Genomic DNA, 17,699 nt, shown 5'->3' with positions numbered 1-17,699 from the left:
CGATGAGCGCACCCATCAAGGAGACCGCACAGGTCCCCGCCCAACGGTCCGTGGGCAAGATCCCGGCCCGCCCCGACGGTCGGCGCGGCGAGGGCGTCGTACTGAACGCCTTCTCGCACGGGTTCCTCGCCCTGTGGGCCCTGCTGATCGTCCTGCCGCTGCTGTGGCTGGTGTTCAGCTCCTTCAAGACCGACGTCCAGATCGGCGGCTCGGCGTTCGGCTGGCCGCAGAACTGGTCGCTGGAGGTGTTCTCCCGAGCCTGGGACAAGGGCATCGGGGACTACTTCCTCAACACCCTGATCGTGCTGGTCTTCTCGGTGCCGCTGACGATGCTCTTCGGCTCGATGGCCGCGTACGTGCTGGCCCGCTACCAGTTCTGGGGCAACCGCTTCCTCTACTACTTCTTCGTCGCGGGCGCGATGTTCCCGGTGTTCCTGGCCCTGGTCCCGCTGTTCTTCATGGTCAAACGCCTGGACCTGCTCAACACCTACCAGGGACTGATCCTGGTGTACGTCGCCTACTCGATGCCGTTCACGGTGTTCTTCATGCACGCCTTCTTCCGGACCCTGCCGACGGCAGTCTTCGAGGCGGCGGTGCTCGACGGGGCCTCGCACACCCGGACGTTCTTCCAGGTCATGCTGCCGATGGCGAAGCCCGGCCTGATCAGCGTCGGGATCTTCAACACCCTCGGCCAGTGGAACCAGTTCATCCTGCCGACGGTCCTGATGCAGCCGCAGAGCGGCGACGATCCCGAGCGTTATGTGCTCACCCAGGGGCTGATCCAGCTCCAGCAGCAGGCGGGCTACGCCTCCGACCTGCCCGTGCTCTTCGCGGGCGTGACCATCGCGATGATCCCGATGCTGGTGGTCTACCTGTCCTTCCAGCGTCAGGTGCAGTCGGGTCTGACGTCGGCGACGTTGAAGTAGCCGTCCGGAAGTGGTCGCGCGCACACCGTTCCCGAGATCGGGAACGGTGTGCGTCGGCGTGTGCAAGACCCCGGATACTGTTCAACCTCTTGACGGGAGGCGACCCGAACGGCTCAGCTTAGAGTTCACTAGTTGGACATAGACGGGGCCTCATCGAGGCGGTCCCGCGCGCAGGAGGTCGTCGTGGAGACTCCGGGGTCGCAGTCGTCGCTGCACCGAGCCAACCTGGAACGGGTCGTGCGTGCCGTACGGCTGGCGGGATCGCTGACCCAGGCGGAGATCGCGAGGACGACGGGTCTGTCGGCGGCGACGGTCTCCAACATCGTCCGTGAGCTCAAGGACGGCGGAACGGTCGAGGTCACGCCCACGTCGGCGGGTGGCCGCCGGGCCCGCAGCGTCTCGCTGAGCGGTGATGCCGGCATCGTCATCGGTGTCGATTTCGGGCATACCCATCTACGGGTCGCGGTGGGCAATCTCGCCCACCAGGTGCTGGCCGAGGAGTCCGAGCCGCTGGACGTGGACTCCTCCTCCGCGCAGGGCTTCGACCGGGCGGAGGAGCTGGTCAACCGCCTGATCGCGGCCACCGGCGTCGACCGCTCCAAGATCGCCGGCGTGGGCCTCGGCGTACCCGGCCCGATCGACGTGGAGTCCGGCACCCTGGGCTCGACCGCCATCCTGCCCGGCTGGACCGGCTCCAGGCCCGCGGAGGAGATGCGGGGGCGGCTCGGCGTGCCCGTCCACGTGGACAACGACGCCAACCTCGGCGCCCTCGGTGAACTGGTCTGGGGCAGTGGCCGGGGGGTGCGTGATCTTGCTTACATCAAGGTGTCCAGCGGGGTCGGCGCGGGCCTGGTGATCGACGGGAAGATCTACCGCGGTCCGGGCGGAACCGCGGGGGAGATCGGGCACATCACGCTCGACGAGTCCGGCCCGGTCTGCCGCTGCGGGAACCGGGGCTGCCTGGAGACCTTCGCGGCGGCGCGCTACGTGCTGCCGCTCCTGCAGTCGAGCCATGGCACCGATCTGACCATGGAGGGCGTCGTACGGCTGGCCAGGGACGGGGACCCGGGCTGCCGTCGGGTGATCGGCGACGTGGGCCGCCATATCGGCAGCGGTGTGGCCAATCTCTGCAACCTGCTGAACCCGAGCCGGGTGGTGCTGGGCGGCGACCTCGCCGAGGCCGGTGAGCTGGTCCTGGGGCCGATCAGGGAGTCCGTGGGGCGCTACGCCATCCCCAGTGCGGCACGTCAACTGTCCGTGCTCCCAGGGGCACTTGGCGGCCGTGCGGAGGTGCTCGGCGCACTCGCGCTCGCCCTCAGCGAGATGGGCGATTCGACCCTTTTGGACGGCACGTTGTCCGCCGTTAGCCCTGCCTTCACTTAGAGAACGAAACACGCCGTTGCCAACCCGTTAAGTATTTACTTCTTGACGTCGCACGTGTGGCCGAGTTGACTTCCAGCCACCTCGGCCGCAGCGTTGCGGCCCTGTCAGGGAGGCACCCCCAATGAACGCAACGATGCGTAGAGTCGTGATCGGCACCGCCGCGGTTTCGATGGCCCTTTCCGTGGCCGCCTGTGGCAAGGCCGGTGACAAGGACTCGGACAGCAGCAGCAGCTCCTCCTCGGGCGGCGGCAAGACCATCGGTCTGCTGCTCCCCGACAGCGTCACCGCTCGCTACGAGAAGTTCGACAAGCCGCTCTTCGAGGCCAAGGTCAAGGAGCTGTGCTCGGACTGCAACGTCGAGTACGCGAACGCCGCCGGTGACGCGGCCAAGCAGGCCCAGCAGGTCAGCACCATGATCACCAAGGGTGTCAAGGTCCTCGTGATCAGCGCCCAGGACTCTGCCGCCATCAAGTCCTCGATCCAGACCGCGGTGGACAAGGGCATCAAGGTCATCGCGTACGACCGTCTCGCCCAGGGCCCGGTCTCGGCGTACGTCTCCTTCGACAACCAGAAGGTCGGCGAGCTCCAGGGTGAGGCCCTGCTCGCCTCGCTCGGCTCCAAGGCCACCCCGAAGTCGAAGATCGTCATGATCAACGGTGACGACGCCGACCCGAACGCCGGCCAGTTCAAGGCGGGTGCCCACAAGGCCCTCGACGGCAAGGTCGACATCGCCTACGAGCAGTCCGGCCTCTGGAAGGACACCGTCGCCGCCCAGAAGATGTCCGCTGCCATCACGCAGCTGGGCGCCAAGAACATCGCGGGCGTCTACTCCGCCAACGACGGCATGGCCGGTGGCATCGCGAACACCCTCAAGGGCGCGAAGATCAGCGGCATCCCGCTGACCGGTCAGGACGCGGAGCTCGCGGGTATCCAGCGCATCGTCGCCGGCACCCAGTCCTCCACCGTCTACAAGGCCTTCAAGCCGGAGGCGGACGCCGCCGCCCAGCTCGCGGTCAACCTGCTCCAGGGCAAGGACATCAAGTCCCTGGCCACCCAGGAGCTCACCAGCGGCTCCGGCGACAAGGTGCCCTCGCAGCTGCTGACCCCGGTCTCGGTCACCAAGGACAACATCAAGGACACGGTGATCAAGGACGGTCTGTACACGGCCGCCGACATCTGCACCGCGGACTACGCCGCGGCCTGCAAGACCGCCGGCCTGCAGTAAGCACGCTCCCCTCGGGCGACCACTCGGACCACGAGTGGCCGCCCGAGCAGTGACCGCTCGGCGGTCCCGCGAACCTGTCCGACGCCTGCCCCACCTTCACACCCCGCTGCGGGGCGGGCGTCGGACGGAACCGTTGCCAAGCGCAGCGGATACGCGCATGTTCGTTCTGTAATCCTCGTGCATTTCGCACATCCCTCCGCGCCTGTTCTCTTGCGCGGCATCCCCGCCGGTCAGGCGGCGAAGGAGATGGTTCACGTGTCCGCTACGCCCGTGCTGGCGTTGCGCGGAGTCTCCAAGCGATTCGGTGCGGTCCAGGCACTCACCGATGTCGAGTTGGAGGTCCACGCCGGAGAAGTGGTCGCCCTGGTGGGCGACAACGGCGCAGGAAAGTCGACCCTGGTCAAGACGATCGCGGGTGTCCACCCCATCGATGAGGGCGTCATCGAGTGGGAGGGCAAGCCGGTCAGCATCAACAAGCCGAACGACGCCCAGGGACTCGGCGTCGCGACGGTCTACCAGGACCTCGCCCTGTGCGACAACCTGGACGTGGTCGGCAACCTCTACCTCGGTCGCGAGCTGCTGCACCGGGGCGTCATCGACGAGGTGACGATGGAGCAGAAGGCGCGTGAGCTGCTGAGCACGCTCTCCATCCGCATCCCGAGCGTGCGCATCCCGATCGCGAGCCTCTCCGGTGGCCAGCGTCAGGTCGTGGCCATCGCCCGCGCCCTCATCGGCGACCCCAAGGTCGTCATCCTCGACGAGCCCACCGCCGCTCTCGGTGTCGAGCAGACCGCGCAGGTCCTCGACCTGGTCGAGCGGCTGCGCGAGCGTGACCTCGGCGTCATCCTCATCAGCCACAACATGGCCGACGTCAAGGCCGTCGCGGACACCGTCGCCGTGCTGCGCCTGGGCAAGAACAACGGCTCCTTCTCCGTGAAGGACACCAGCCACGAAGAGATCATCGCCGCGATCACCGGAGCCACGGAAAACGCCGTGACCCGTCGTGCGGGGCGTCGCAGCACGGAGGCCGCAAAGTGAGCGACACGTCCAAGGTTTCCAAGGCGGAGGCAGAGGTGGAGCAGCAGACCACGGTCGCTCCCGCCGACGACCCCACCGCCGCTCCGGTCGCCGTCGTCGACCCGCGTCTGCTGGTCCGTGAAGAGGGCCTCAAGGGCTACCTCACCGAGTTCAAGCGCAAGGTGAAGGGCGGCGAGCTGGGCTCGCTGCCGGTCTTCATCGGCCTGATCATCATCTGGACGATCTTCCAGGTGAAGAACGACCGCTTCCTGAGCGCCGACAACCTGTCGAACATCAGCTACTTCCTCTCGGCCACCGGCATGCTCGCCATCGGCCTGGTGTTCGTCCTGCTGCTCGGCGAGATCGACCTCTCCGTCGGCTCGGTCAGCGGTCTTGCGTCCACGGTCTTCGCGGTGTTCGTGGTCAACCACGGCATGAACGCCTGGTTGTCGGTGGTCCTGACCATCGTGACCGGTGTCCTCATCGGCGCGCTGCATGGTTGGTTCTTCGCCAAGATCGGTGTGCCGGCCTTCGTGGTCACACTGGCCGGCTTCCTGGGCTGGAACGGCCTGATGCTGTGGCTGCTCGGTTCGAGCGGCACCATCAACATCCCGGCCGAGGACGGCCCGGTGCACCTGCTCGGCCAGAGCTCGTTCTTCATGGACCAGGCCGTCATCGGCGCCTACATCCTGGCCGGCCTCGGTGTCGTGTCGATGCTCGCCGGTTCGTTCATGGACCAGCGCCGCCGCCGGGCCGCAGGGGTGCCCTTCCGGCCCACCAGCGAGATCCTGCTGCGCGTCGTGGCACTCGCCGTGGTCTCCTTCGCCGCCGCGGCCGTGCTGAACAACGCCTCCGGTGTCTCCAACGCCCTGGTGATCTTCCTCGCCTCCCTGGTTATCGTCGACTTCGTGCTGCGGCGCACCACGTACGGCCGCAAGATCTTCGCGGTCGGCGGCGGCATCGAGGCGGCTCGCCGGGCCGGTATCAGCGTGCCCATGGTCCGCATCACCGTCTTCGCCATCTCCGGCGGTTTCGCGGCGGTCGGCGGTATGTTCTTCGCCGGCCAGACCGCGAGCGCGACGCTGAACGCCGGTGGCGGCAACACCCTGATGCTCGCCATCGCGGCGGCCGTCATCGGTGGTACGAGCCTCTTCGGCGGACGCGGAAACGTCTGGTCGGCCCTGCTGGGCATGCTGGTCATCCAGTCGATCCAGACCGGCCTGGACCTGCTCAACATGAACACGTCCATCCAGTACATGATCACCGGTGCGGTGCTGCTGGGCGCGGTCGTCATCGACTCCGTCTCGCGCAAGAGCCAGAAGGCCGCGGGCCGCGCGTAACACTCAGCCGGGACCGACCGCGGGCAGTCGCGGCCGGTCCTGGTGCAAGACCCTGTGCCCGGCGCCAATGGCGGTGCCGGGCACAGGTATGTCCCCACCACGGCACTAACCGGGGCACTTCTTGGGTACGGCCGTTCGCGTGACCTACGACGCACAGCCCGGGCGTCGGCCGCAAAGGCGGAACATTAGACTCGACAAGCCCGGCAACAGCTCGATCAGCTCTACTGCAAGGAGGCACGGGTGCCGCTGCTGACCCACATCAGGGGACCGCGCGATCTGGACCGGCTCAGCCCGGAGGAGCTGGCCCAGCTGGCAGAGGAGATCCGGACCTTCCTCGTCGACGCCGTGTCCAAGACCGGCGGCCACCTCGGCCCCAACCTCGGTGTGGTCGAGCTCACCATCGCCCTGCACCGGGTCTTCGAGTCGCCGAAGGACAAGGTCCTGTGGGACACGGGCCACCAGTCCTACGTGCACAAGCTGCTCACCGGCCGCCAGGACTTCTCGAAGCTGAAGATGAAGGGCGGCCTCTCCGGCTACCCCTCGCAGGCCGAGTCCGAGCACGACGTCATCGAGAACAGCCACGCGTCCACGGTCCTCGGCTGGGCCGACGGCCTCGCGAAGGCCAACCAGCAGCGCAACCGGGACAGTCACGTCGTCGCGGTCATCGGTGACGGCGCGCTGACCGGCGGCATGGCCTGGGAGGCGCTGAACAACATCGCCGACGCCAAGGACCGCCCGCTGGTCATCGTCGTCAACGACAACGAGCGTTCGTACGCCCCCACCATCGGCGGCCTGGCCAACCACCTCGCCACCCTGCGCACGACCGACGGCTACGAGCGCTTCCTCGCCCGGACCAAGGAGGTGCTGGAGCGCACCCCCGTCCTCGGCAGGCCGCTGTACGAGACCCTGCACGGCGCCAAGAAGGGCCTGAAGGACTTCATCACCCCGCAGGGCATGTTCGAGGACCTGGGCCTGAAGTACGTCGGCCCCATCGACGGCCACGACATCGAGGCCCTGGAGTCCGCGCTCGCCCGCGCCAAGCGGTTCGGCGGCCCGGTGATCGTCCACTGTCTCACCGAGAAGGGCCGCGGCTACCAGCCCGCCCTCCAGGACGAGGCCGACCGCTTCCACGCGGTCGGCAAGATCCACCCCGACACGGGCCTGCCGATCGCCTCCTCCGGCGCCGACTGGACCTCCGTCTTCGGCGAGGAGATGGTCGCGCTCGGCAAGGAGCGCGAGGACATCGTCGCCATCACGGCGGCCATGCTCCAGCCGGTCGGCCTCGACCGGTTCGCCAAGGCCTTCCCCGAGCGGGTCTACGACGTCGGCATCGCCGAGCAGCACGCCGCCGTCTCGGCCGCCGGCCTCGCCACCGGCGGCGTCCACCCGGTCTTCGCGGTGTACGCCACCTTCCTCAACCGCGCCTTCGACCAGGTGCTGATGGACGTGGCCCTGCACAAGTGCGGTGTCACCTTCGTCCTGGACCGGGCCGGCATCACCGGCACCGACGGCGCCTCCCACAACGGCATGTGGGACATGTCGATCCTCCAGGTCGTCCCCGGCCTGCGGCTGGCCGCACCGCGCGACGCCGACCAGGTCCGCGCCCAACTGCGCGAGGCCGTCGCCGTCGAGGACGCGCCGACCGTGGTCCGCTTCTCGAAGGGCGCCGTCGGCCCCGCCGTACCCGCCGTCGGCCGGGTGGGCGGCATGGACGTGCTGCGCGAGCCGGGCACGGACACCCCCGACGTGCTCCTCGTCTCCGTCGGTGCCCTGGCCCCGATGTGCCTGGAGATCGCCGGTCTGCTCGACAAGCAGGGCATCACCACCACCGTCGTGGACCCGCGCTGGGTCAAGCCCGTCGACGAGGCCATGGCCCCGCTCGCCGAGCGGCACCGGGTGGTCGTCACCGTGGAGGACAACTCCCGGGTCGGCGGCGTCGGCTCGGCGGTCGCGCAGGCGCTGCGGGACGCGGGCGTCGATGTCCCGCTGCGCGACTTCGGCATCCCGCCACGCTTCCTCGACCACGCCTCCCGCGCCGAGGTCATGGCGGAGATCGGGCTCACCGCCCCCGACATCGCCCGCCAGGTCACCGGCCTGGTCTCGAAGCTGGACGGACGGTTCGACCGGCCCACCGCCGAGGTCGACTCGGTCGAGCCCGCCCGTGACTGACGGCTGACCAGGTACGCGGACTCGCCCGCATGGGCCGGTTTCTCCCCTGTGAAGGGTGGTGGAACCGGCCCATTCGCGTGAAAAGACCCACGCCGGGGCATACGCATGTCGCCCCCTCTCGATCATGTCGAGGACGACCAGCGTGGGAGGTACACCCGTGAGCAGCACCCTCTTCCGGACGAAGAAGGTCGAGCAGTCCATCCTCGATACCGAGGAGCCAGAGCACGCGCTCAAGAAATCCCTCTCCGCGCTGGACCTGACCGTCTTCGGCGTCGGCGTCATCATCGGCACCGGCATCTTCGTACTGACCGGCAAGGTCGCCAAGGAGACCGCGGGCCCCGCGGTCGCCCTGTCCTTCGTCGTGGCCGGCGTCGTCTGCGCCCTGGCCGCCCTGTGCTACGCGGAGTTCGCCTCCACCCTCCCGGTGGCGGGATCCGCGTACACCTTCTCGTACGCCTCCCTCGGTGAACTGCCGGCCTGGATCATCGGCTGGGACCTGGTGCTGGAGTTCGCGCTCGGCACCGCGGTGGTCGCCGTCGGCTGGTCCGGCTACATCCGCTCGCTGATGGACAACGCGGGCTGGCACCTGCCCGCCGCGCTCGGCAGCCGGGAGGGCGCCGACGGCTTCGGGTTCGACATCCTCGCCGCGGCGCTCGTCCTGGTGCTGACCGGGATCCTCGTGCTCGGCATGAAGCTCTCCGCGCGGGTCACCGAGGTCGTCGTCGCCATCAAGGTGGCCGTCGTCCTCATCGTGATCGTCGCGGGTGCCTTCTTCGTCAAGGCCGCCAACTACAGCCCGTTCGTCCCCGAGCCGCAGCCGGTCCCGGCGGGCGCCGGCCTCGAGGCCCCGCTGCTCCACCTGATCGCCGGCTGGGCCCCGTCCAACTTCGGTGTGCTGGGCATCTTCACCGCCGCCTCCGTCGTCTTCTTCGCCTTCATCGGCTTCGACGTGGTCGCCACCGCCGCCGAGGAGACCAAGAACCCGCAGCGGGACATGCCGCGCGGCATCCTCGGCTCCCTGATCGTCTGCACCACCCTCTACGTCGCCGTGTCGATCGTCGTGACCGGCATGCAGCACTACAGCAAGCTGTCCGTGGACGCCCCGCTCGCCGACGCCTTCAAGGCCACCGGGCACCCCTGGTTCGCGGGTGTGATCAGCCTGGGCGCCGCCGTCGGCCTGATCACGGTCTGCATGATCCTGCTGCTCGGCCAGACCCGGGTGTTCTTCGCGATGAGCCGTGACGGGCTGCTGCCCCGCTTCTTCTCCCGGGTCCACCCCCGCTTCAGGACCCCGCACCGGCCGACCATCCTGCTCGGCGGGATCATCGCCATCCTCGCGGGCTTCACCAGTCTCAGCGAGCTCGCCGAACTGGTGAACATCGGCACGCTGTTCGCCTTCGTGGTGGTCGCACTCGGGGTGATCATCCTCCGCCGCACCCGCCCCGACCTGCCCCGCTCCTTCCGCACCCCCTGGGTGCCGTTCCTCCCGATCGTCTCGGTCCTCGCCACGCTCTGGCTGATGCTGAACCTCCCCACCGAGACCTGGCTCCGCTTCGTGATCTGGATGGCGCTCGGCTGCGTCGTCTACTTCCTGTACGGACGTTCCCACAGCCGGCTCGGACGGCAGGAGGGGATGACGGCCGATCGGACCGTCCAGCACGGCGAGTAGTCGCACATCCGATCTCCCGGCCCCGTATGTCACTTTTCAGTGGGACATACGGGGCCGGATAGCGTGCTCCTCATGTCTGCCGCCCCGCTCGTCACGCCACGCTCCGTAGCCGCAGTCGGAGCGAGGGCGTCGTACTGGCGGCGGCTGCTGCCCCTGCTGGCGCTGCTGGCCTGCGCCACCCGCCTGCCGTCCTTCGCGCACCCGCTGTGGAACCCCGACGAGGGCTACCTCGCCGTCCAGGCCCGGCTGCTGGCGCACGGCGGCCGGTTGTACGAAACGGTCGTGGACCGCAAGCCGCCGCTGGTGCCATGGCTCTACGAGGCGGCGTTCGCCCTGTGCGGCTCGGACTCCCTCACCTCCGTACGCGTGCTCGCGGTGCTGGCCCAACTGCTCACCGCCGTACTGCTCGCCTCGCTGGCCCGGCGCCGCTGGGGCGACGGCGCGGGGCGCACCGCCGGCGTCCTGTATCTGCTGGTCTCGGTCGGGCTCAACCCCGAGGACGCGCAGGCCGCCGGGTTCGAGGTGTTCACGCTGCCCTGCTCGGCCGCCGCGATGTGGTGCGCGGACCGGCGCCGCTGGACCACGGCCGGGATCGCCGTGGCCTGTGCCTGCCTCACCAAACAGACCGGCGGTGCGGTGCTGCTGCCGGTGCTGTGGCTGTGCGGTCCCGCCCGGCCGGCCCTGCTGCGGCTGGCGGCCGGGGTGGCGGCCCCGGTGCTCTGCGCCGCCCTGGCCACCGACCCGGCGGGGTTCCTCTTCTGGACCGTCACCGGGTCCGCAGCGTACGCCTCCTTCACCGGCTCCGAACTGCACGTCCTGGCCCGGGGGCTGACCAACACGGCGATCCTCGCGGTGGCCTGCGCGGGCCTGCTCCCGCCCGTCGTACGGGTCCTGCGCACCGCCCGTACCGGCGCGGCGGACCTCTGGCTGTGGCTGGCCTCCTCGGCCGCGGCGGTACTGCTCGGTTTCCACTTCTTCGGCCACTACTACCTGCAACTCATCCCGCCGGTCGCCCTGCTGGCCACGGCCGCGCTCCAGATCCTCCCGCGCGAGCGCCGTGCGACCGCCCTGTTCGTCTCGTCCTGCTGCTGCGCCCTGTTCCTGACCTGGGGCCTGCTCGCCCCGCGCCCCGAACTCGCGCACGCGCAGCGCGTCGCCGCCGCCGTCGCGCACCGCACCGACCCCGCCGACCGCGTCCTGTTCTGGGGCATGCACCCGGAGACGTACTGGCTGGCCGACCGCGCCCCCGCGAGCCGCTACCTCACCGCGGGCCTCCTCACCAACTACAGCGGCGGCCGTGACGGCCCCCAGGTCGGCGAGAAGTACGCCGTCCCCGGCACCTGGACGGTCTTCCGCGCGGAACTGGCCCGCCGTCCCCCGTCCCTGATCGTCGACGACTCCCGCGGCAAGCCGTACGCCCCGGACCGGCTCCCCAGCCTGCGACGCCTGCTGGCGGCGGGATACGAGGAGGTGGGAACGGTGGACGGGGCGGTGCTGTACGGCCGGGTGGCGGGGGAGTGAACCGCCCGCCCCCGCCCGCCGTCAAGCCCGTACCGTCCGCGGACCCGTGACCTCCGCGCCCAGGTCCGTCACCCGGCGGCGGAGTTCACGGTCGGCCGTGACGACCAGGCGGGGGCGGTCCGGCGTGCGGGCGACGAGGGTGACGATGTGGTCGTCGCCGCTGCCGGGCGCGGACTCCACCGTCACGCCCGGCACGGACTCCACCCCGCGGGCCGCGCCCTCGACCACGAGGACGATCCGCACGGGGCCGTCGTGGCCCGGCAGGCCGTCCGCCGCCAGCCGGTCGCGCAGTCGTTCAGCGGCGCCGCGCCGGTCGCGCCACCAGCCGTCGGGCACCGACCCGACGACGTTCGCGGCGTCGACGATCAGAAGGAGGCTCCCGGCGGTGTCGTCCATGGGGCCAGGGTCGCACGGTGACCGCCCCGCATGGAGTGAGGAGGCCGACGGGGAATTAGAGTGATCCGGTGAACGGAGACTGGTTCATACGTGGCCGCGACGGCCGACTCGGTGTCTATCTGTCCTCGGGCGACGCCGCCCTGTGCCGTGCGGAGCACGGCCCCGGCGGCTCCTGGGCGCCCCCGCGCAAGGTCGGGGGTGACCAGAAACTGCATCCCGTCCTGGCGATCGGCCAGGGCGCCGACCGCTATGCCCACCTGGTCTCCTGGCGGCCCACCGCGCCCGGCGAGTCGGGCCTGGTGCACTCCGCCCACTTCCAGCCCCGGCTGGCGGCCCTGGACTGGACCTCGATCGGGCACCCCGACAAGAAGGGCGACCGCACGGGTGCCCCCGCGGTCGCCGTCGACGCCCAGGGGCGCGCGCACGTCTTCGTCCGCAACAAGGCCACCGGGGTGAGCATGCGCGCCCAGAAGGAGAAGGGCGGCTGGGACCCGTGGCGCGACCTCAAGGGATGTGACGTCGAGGGGGAGCTCGAGGCGGTGACGGGCGAGTCCGGCCGCGTCGAGCTGTACGCGGCCGTCCCGGGCGCCCTGCTGCACTGGCGGCAGGAGGAGCCGGCCGCCCAGCCCGTCCTGGAGGAGGCGATGGAGGCCACGGTCCGGCCGGGCACGCTGCGCGCCCTGGCCACCTCGCCGGAGAGCACCACCCTCTTCTACACCGACGACTCCGGTGACGTGTGCGCCTGGCGCCCCGGCGGCAAGCCCGTCGCCGTACTGGCAGCCGCCGGTTCGGGCCCCGTCGCCGCCGTGCGCTGCGAACTCGACGGGCACGACTGCACGGTGCTCGCGCAGCGCTCGGCCTCCGGCCGGGTCGCCTTCGCCGCCTACCCCACCCAGCAGGAGACGGCCGGCGCCTGGTGGACCGAGTCGGGTCCCCAACTGCCCGCGGACGCCGTGGTGTCCCTCGCGGTGGACGAGGACGGCCGGGTGGCCGCCGCGGCCCTCTCCCCGTCGACCGGCGACCTGCTCGTCACCCGGCGCAAGGACGAACCAGGGCTGGCACTGGAGGCCTGGCGCTCGGTCTGACGCGACGGACGCCGGGGGCACGGCGTCAGGTCTGCGACGGCGGGCGCCGGAGGACTGGCGTCCGGTCCGGCACCGCCCGGTGGTCCGGGCCTCGATCCGATCGACCGCGCGGTTCACCGAGGTCAGGCCGAGGCCGAGGCGCGGGCGCCGACGGCGGTGGGGACGACGGCGGTGGGGACGACCGGCGGGCCGCCGTCCGCCGCAGGTCCCTGGGACGGACGCGGCCCGCGGCCGGTGGGTCAGGAAGTCCCGCCGGTGGCCGGGGACTTCCTCGCCGACTCGGGGATCTCGGAGTCGGTGCGCAGCGCCTTCCACAGCGTCGAGGCCTGCGGCTCGGCGGCCACGACCCGGTTCGGGTCGATCGTGTCGTACGACACCGGAAGCATGATCGTGTCCATGGTGGACGGGTCGACGCCGTTCAGGCTGCGGCCGAACTCCGCCAGCTTGGCCAGCGAGGCGAGGTCGGAGTCGGTGGTGAGCGCCGCGGTGAGCTCGTCGGCGACCTTGTACGCCTTGGTGGGGCTGCCCAGCAGGTCCTGCTTCTTGATCTCGGAGAGCAGGGCGAGCATGAACTGCTGCTGGAGGCCGATGCGGCCGAGGTCGCTGCCGTCGCCGATGCCGTGCCGGGTGCGGACGAACTCCAGGGACCGGGTGCCGTCCAGCCGGTGCGTCCCGGCGGTCAGGTCGAGGCCGCTGGAGGAGTCGTGGATGTCCCGGTCGACGGTGACGGGCACCCCGCCGATCGCGTCCACCAGCCCCTTGAAGCCGGCGAAGTCGATCTCCACGTAGTGGTCCATCCGGATCCCGGACATCTGCTCCACGGTCTTCACCACGCAGGCCGAACCGACCTGCGAGTAGATGGAGTTGAACATCACGCGCTTCGCCGACGGGACCGTGGAACCGTGCGAGTCGGTGCACGCGGGACGGGTCACCAGGGTGTCGCGCGGGATGCTGATCGCGACGGCCTCGGTGCGGCCCTCGGGTATGTGCATCACCAGCGCGGTGTCGGAGCGCGCCCCGGAGACCTTGCCCGTCTTCAGGGCGGCGTTGGCGCCGGCGCGCGAGTCGGAGCCCAGGACCAGGATGTTCTGGCCGGAGGTGGGCAGCTTCTCCGGCCGGTCGTCGCCGATGGCCTGGGAGAGGTCGACGCCCTTGATGTTGCCGTCCAGGTCGTTGTAGAGCCAGTAGCCGGTGCCGACGGCGGCGAGGGCGAGGACGGCCAGCGAGAGCAGGATCCATCGGCCCGTGCGGCGCCGACGGCGTGGGGTGCCGCCCTCGGCGGAGCGGGACTTATCGCTCGGGCTCTCGACGGCTGGGGTGGTCATCGGATCGGTGTCCTCGTTTTCCTGGTCTTCTTCTCGCCACCCGTACCGGGAGTGCTCGGGTGATCGGACAGACCGGCGACAGGCGTCCGGCGTTGTACGCCAGTGATCCAAATCACCCCGGCGCCTACGTGTACTTCGCCCGGCCTCCCGCCGCCGGACGAGGTCCCGAGAGCACGAGGTGCCGAGAGCACGAGGTGCCGAGAGCACGAGGTGCCGAGAGCACGAGAGAGGGCCTCCGCCGGAAGCGGAGGCCCTCTTCGCGTGTCCCGTACGGGCTGTTACGCCGGAACCGACGCCACGCCCGGCGCCAGGAACTTCTTGCCGTTCGCGCGCTCGGAGACACCCTCACGGTCCAGGTACGGCGTGATGCCGCCCAGGTGGAAGGGCCAGCCGGCGCCGGTGATCAGGCAGAGGTCGACGTCCTGGGCCTCGGCGACGACACCCTCGTCGAGCATGAGCCCGATCTCCTGCGCCACCGCGTCCAGCACCCGCTCGCGCACCTGCTCCTCGGTCAGGACGACATCGCCCTGCTTGAGGAGAGCGGCGACCTCGGGGTCCAGCTCCGGCTTGAAACCGTTCTCGGCGGAGTAGACGTAGAAGCCGCGCTTGCCCGCCTTGACGACGGCGGCGAGGTTCGCGGAGACCGTGAAGCGGTCCGGGAACGCCCGGTTGAGGGTCTCCGACACATGCAGGCCGATGGCCGGGCCGACCAGTTCGAGCAGCACCAGCGGCGACATCGGCAGGCCCAGCGGCTCGACCGCCTTCTCCGCGACCTCGACCGGGGTGCCCTCGTCGATGACGTTCTGGATCTCGCCCATGAAGCGGGTGAGGATGCGGTTCACGACGAACGCCGGGGCGTCCTTCACCAGAACCGCGGTCTTCTTCAGCTTCTTGGCGACGGCGAAGGCCGTGGCCAGCGAGGCGTCGTCGGTCTGCTCGCCGCGGACGATCTCCAGCAGCGGCAGGATCGCGACCGGGTTGAAGAAGTGGAAGCCGACGACCCGCTCGGGGTTCTTCAGCTTCGACGCCATCTCCGTCACGGACAGGGAGGAGGTGTTGGTGGCGAGGATCGCGTGCGCCGGCGCGACCGCCTCGACCTCCGCGAACACCTGCTGCTTGACCCCGATCTCCTCGAACACGGCCTCGATGATGAAGTCCGCGTCCGCGAAGCCCTCGGCCTTGTCCAGCACACCGGACACCAGCGCCTTGAGGCGGTTGGCCTTGTCCTGGTTGACCCGGCCCTTGCCGAGCAGCTTGTCGATCTCGGCGTGGACGTAGCCCACGCCCTTGTCGACGCGCTCCTGGTCGATGTCGGTCAGCACGACCGGCACCTCGAGGCGGCGCAGGAACAGCAGCGCCAGCTGCGAGGCCATCAGGCCCGCGCCCACGACGCCCACCTTGGTGACCGGGCGAGCGAGCGACTTGTCCGGCGCACCCGCCGGACGCTTGCCGCGCTTCTGCACCAGGTTGAACGCGTAGATGCCGGCGCGCAGTTCGCCACCCATGATCAGGTCGGCGAGCGCCTTGTCCTCGGCGTCGTAGCCCTGCTGGAGGTCGCCGTTCTTGGCGGCGGCGATGATGTCCAGAGCGCGGTAGGCGGCCGGAGCCGCGCCGTGCACCTTGCCGTCGGCGATGGAGCGGCCGCGCGCGACCGCCTGGTCCCAGGCCTCGCCGCGGTCGATCACCGGGCGCTCGACCTCGATGTCGCCCTTCAGCACCTGGGCGGTCCAGATCAGCGACTGCTCCAGGAAGTCCGCACCCTCGAACAGGGCGTCGGCGATGCCCAGGTCGAAGACCTGCTGGCCCTTGAGCTGCTTGTTCTGGTTGAGCGAGTTCTCGATGACCACCGAGACGGCCTTGTCCGCGCCGATCAGGTTCGGCAGGATCGTGCAGCCGCCCCAGCCGGGGACCAGACCGAGGAAGACCTCGGGCAGCGAGAACGCCGGCAGCGACTTGGAGACCGTGCGGTACGCGCAGTGCAGGCCGACCTCGACGCCGCCGCCCATCGCCGCGCCGTTGTAGTACGCGAAGGTCGGGACCGCGAGGGCCGCCAGGCGCTTGAAGACCTCGTGACCGCCCTTGCCGATGGCGAGCGCGTCGTCGTGGTTCTTCAGGAGCTCGACGCCCTTGAGGTCCGCGCCGACCGCGAAGATGAACGGCTTGCCGGTGATGCCGACACCGACGATCTCGCCGGCCGCGGCCTCCTTCTCGACCTGGTCGATGGCGGCGCTGAGGTTGGCCAGCGACGCCGGGCCGAAGGTGGTCGGCTTGGTGTGGTCGAAGCCGTTGTCCAGCGTGACGAGCGCGAAGCGCCCGGCGCCGTACGGCAGGTCGAGGTGGCGTACGTGCGCGGACGTCACGACCTCGTCGGGGAACAGCTCGGCCGCACCCTTCAAAAGCTCAGCGGTGGTGCTCACTTGTCCCCCTCGAAGTGCGGGTTCTCCCAGATGACCGTCGCGCCCATGCCGAAGCCGACGCACATGGTCGTCAGGCCGTAGCGGACGTTCGGCTGTTCCTCGAACTGGCGGGCCAGCTGCGTCATCAGACGCACGCCCGAAGAGGCCAGCGGGTGGCCGTACGCGATGGCGCCGCCGTACTGGTTGACGCGCGCGTCGTCGTCGGCGATGCCGTAGTGCTCCAGGAAGGCGAGGACCTGGACGGCGAAGGCCTCGTTGATCTCGAAGAGGTTGATGTCCTCGATCGACAGGCCCGCCTGGGCGAGGGCCTTCTCCGTGGCGGGGATCGGACCGTAGCCCATGACCTCCGGCTCGACGCCGGCGAAGGCGTAGGAGACCAGGCGCATCTTCACCGGCAGGTTGTGCTCGCGGGCGAAGTCCTCGGACGCGAGGATCGAGGCGGTGGCGCCGTCGTTCAGACCGGCCGCGTTGCCGGCCGTGACGCGGCCGTGCACGCGGAACGGGGTCTTGAGGCTCGCCAGGTTCTCCAGCGTCGTGCCCGGACGCATCGGCTCGTCGGCGGTGACCAGGCCCCAGCCCGTCTCACCGACCTCCGCGTTGGTGTTGCGCACCGAGATCGGCACCAGGTCCTGCTGGATCTTGCCGTCGGCGTACGCCTTGGCGGCCTTCTCCTGCGAGCGCACGGCGTACTCGTCGGCGCGCTGCTTGGTGATGGTGGGGTAGCGGTCGTGCAGGTTCTCGGCGGTCATGCCCATGAACAGGGCGGACTCGTCGACCAGCTTGTCGCTGACGAACCGCGGGTTCGGGTCCACGCCCTCGCCCATGGGGTGGCGGCCCATGTGCTCGACACCGCCGGCGATGACGGCGTCGTACGCGCCGAAGGCGATGGAGCCGGCCGTGGTCGTCACGGCGGTCAGCGCGCCCGCGCACATGCGGTCGATCGAGTAGCCGGGGACCGACTGGGGCAGCCCGGCGAGGATGCCGGCCGTGCGGCCCAGCGTCAGACCCTGGTCGCCGATCTGCGTGGTCGCGGCGATGGCGACCTCGTCGATCTTCTTCGGGTCGAGGCCCGGGTTGCGGCGCAGCAGCTCCCGGATCGCCTTCACGACGAGGTCGTCGGCGCGGGTCTCGTGGTAGATGCCCTTCGGGCCCGCCTTGCCGAACGGGGTGCGGACGCCGTCGACGAAGACGACGTCCCTGACGGTACGAGGCACGATGGCTCTCCT

The 17,699-nt window shown here is 70.0% G+C and carries 13 protein-coding genes; 9 read left to right on the top strand and 4 right to left on the bottom strand.

Annotation, left to right across the window (positions count from 1 at the left end; genetic code table 11):
- The first annotated feature begins 2 nt into the window (after nt 1-2).
- The 8 genes from ACFV0T_RS03545 (at nt 3) to ACFV0T_RS03510 (ending at nt 11,250) form a co-directional block, all read left to right on the top strand.
- Nucleotides 3-926, top strand: coding sequence for a carbohydrate ABC transporter permease (locus tag ACFV0T_RS03545; RefSeq protein ID WP_385773955.1), 924 nt, complete (start codon nt 3-5; stop codon nt 924-926).
- 183 nt (nt 927-1,109) lie between these two features.
- Complete coding sequence (locus tag ACFV0T_RS03540) at nt 1,110-2,309, top strand: ROK family transcriptional regulator (protein WP_385773953.1); 1,200 nt, start codon at nt 1,110-1,112, stop codon at nt 2,307-2,309.
- A gap of 121 nt (nt 2,310-2,430) precedes the next feature.
- On the top strand, nt 2,431-3,534 hold the full coding sequence (locus ACFV0T_RS03535; protein ID WP_385773951.1) for a sugar ABC transporter substrate-binding protein: 1,104 nt from the start codon (nt 2,431-2,433) through the stop codon (nt 3,532-3,534).
- 246 nt (nt 3,535-3,780) lie between these two features.
- Nucleotides 3,781-4,572, top strand: a complete 792-nt coding sequence (locus ACFV0T_RS03530) for an ATP-binding cassette domain-containing protein (protein WP_385773949.1) — start codon at nt 3,781-3,783, stop codon at nt 4,570-4,572.
- Nucleotides 4,569-5,891 (top strand): sugar ABC transporter permease, encoded by a 1,323-nt coding sequence (locus tag ACFV0T_RS03525; protein WP_385773947.1) that lies wholly within the window; start codon nt 4,569-4,571, stop codon nt 5,889-5,891. Before ACFV0T_RS03530 ends, ACFV0T_RS03525 begins: the two co-directional genes overlap by 4 nt.
- Nucleotides 5,892-6,131: 240 nt before the next feature.
- Nucleotides 6,132-8,060: a 1-deoxy-D-xylulose-5-phosphate synthase gene (dxs, locus tag ACFV0T_RS03520; RefSeq protein ID WP_385773946.1), complete on the top strand. Its 1,929-nt coding sequence runs from the start codon at nt 6,132-6,134 to the stop codon at nt 8,058-8,060.
- A 157-nt stretch (nt 8,061-8,217) separates the two neighbouring features.
- A complete protein-coding gene (locus ACFV0T_RS03515) occupies nt 8,218-9,729 on the top strand; it encodes an amino acid permease (protein ID WP_385773944.1) in 1,512 nt (503 codons plus the stop codon).
- A gap of 72 nt (nt 9,730-9,801) precedes the next feature.
- Nucleotides 9,802-11,250, top strand: a complete 1,449-nt coding sequence (locus ACFV0T_RS03510; protein WP_385773942.1) for an ArnT family glycosyltransferase — start codon at nt 9,802-9,804, stop codon at nt 11,248-11,250.
- A gap of 21 nt (nt 11,251-11,271) precedes the next feature.
- On the opposite strand, the gene ACFV0T_RS03505 is transcribed toward ACFV0T_RS03510, so the two are convergent.
- Complete coding sequence (locus ACFV0T_RS03505; protein WP_385773940.1) at nt 11,272-11,646, bottom strand: NTP pyrophosphohydrolase; 375 nt, start codon at nt 11,644-11,646, stop codon at nt 11,272-11,274.
- A gap of 68 nt (nt 11,647-11,714) precedes the next feature.
- Here ACFV0T_RS03505 and ACFV0T_RS03500 point away from each other — a divergent pair, with 68 nt between their 5' ends.
- Nucleotides 11,715-12,731, top strand: coding sequence for a hypothetical protein (locus ACFV0T_RS03500; RefSeq protein ID WP_385773938.1), 1,017 nt, complete (start codon nt 11,715-11,717; stop codon nt 12,729-12,731).
- Between the two features lie 239 nt (nt 12,732-12,970).
- Here ACFV0T_RS03500 and ACFV0T_RS03495 read toward each other — a convergent pair whose 3' ends face one another.
- The 3 genes from ACFV0T_RS03495 to ACFV0T_RS03485 form a co-directional block, all read right to left on the bottom strand.
- Complete coding sequence (locus ACFV0T_RS03495; RefSeq protein WP_385773936.1) at nt 12,971-14,056, bottom strand: LCP family protein; 1,086 nt, start codon at nt 14,054-14,056, stop codon at nt 12,971-12,973.
- Between the two features lie 278 nt (nt 14,057-14,334).
- Complete coding sequence (locus tag ACFV0T_RS03490) at nt 14,335-16,473, bottom strand: 3-hydroxyacyl-CoA dehydrogenase NAD-binding domain-containing protein (RefSeq protein WP_385773934.1); 2,139 nt, start codon at nt 16,471-16,473, stop codon at nt 14,335-14,337.
- Nucleotides 16,470-17,687, bottom strand: a complete 1,218-nt coding sequence (locus ACFV0T_RS03485) for a thiolase family protein (protein WP_385773932.1) — start codon at nt 17,685-17,687, stop codon at nt 16,470-16,472. The genes ACFV0T_RS03490 and ACFV0T_RS03485 overlap by 4 nt, the downstream gene beginning before the upstream one ends.
- Nucleotides 17,688-17,699 lie beyond the last annotated feature (12 nt).

The organism is Streptomyces sp. NPDC059582 (genome assembly GCF_042735715.1).
Classification (GTDB): Bacteria; Actinomycetota; Actinomycetes; order Streptomycetales; family Streptomycetaceae; genus Streptomyces.
Note: the sequence above shows the minus strand (reverse complement) of the source record. Positions and strands in the feature narration are given on the sequence as shown.

What these genes read in the sequence shown, in the direction of transcription:
- ACFV0T_RS03530 (WP_385773949.1), top strand. Translation starts at nt 3,781, where the DNA reads ATGGTTCACGTGTCCGCTACGCCCGTGCTGGCGTTGCGCGGAGTCTCC.
- ACFV0T_RS03495 (WP_385773936.1), bottom strand. Translation starts at nt 14,056, where the DNA reads ATGACCACCCCAGCCGTCGAGAGCCCGAGCGATAAGTCCCGCTCCGCC.
- ACFV0T_RS03505 (WP_385773940.1), bottom strand. Translation starts at nt 11,646, where the DNA reads ATGGACGACACCGCCGGGAGCCTCCTTCTGATCGTCGACGCCGCGAAC.
- ACFV0T_RS03535 (WP_385773951.1), top strand. Translation starts at nt 2,431, where the DNA reads ATGAACGCAACGATGCGTAGAGTCGTGATCGGCACCGCCGCGGTTTCG.
- ACFV0T_RS03510 (WP_385773942.1), top strand. Translation starts at nt 9,802, where the DNA reads ATGTCTGCCGCCCCGCTCGTCACGCCACGCTCCGTAGCCGCAGTCGGA.
- ACFV0T_RS03545 (WP_385773955.1), top strand. Translation starts at nt 3, where the DNA reads ATGAGCGCACCCATCAAGGAGACCGCACAGGTCCCCGCCCAACGGTCC.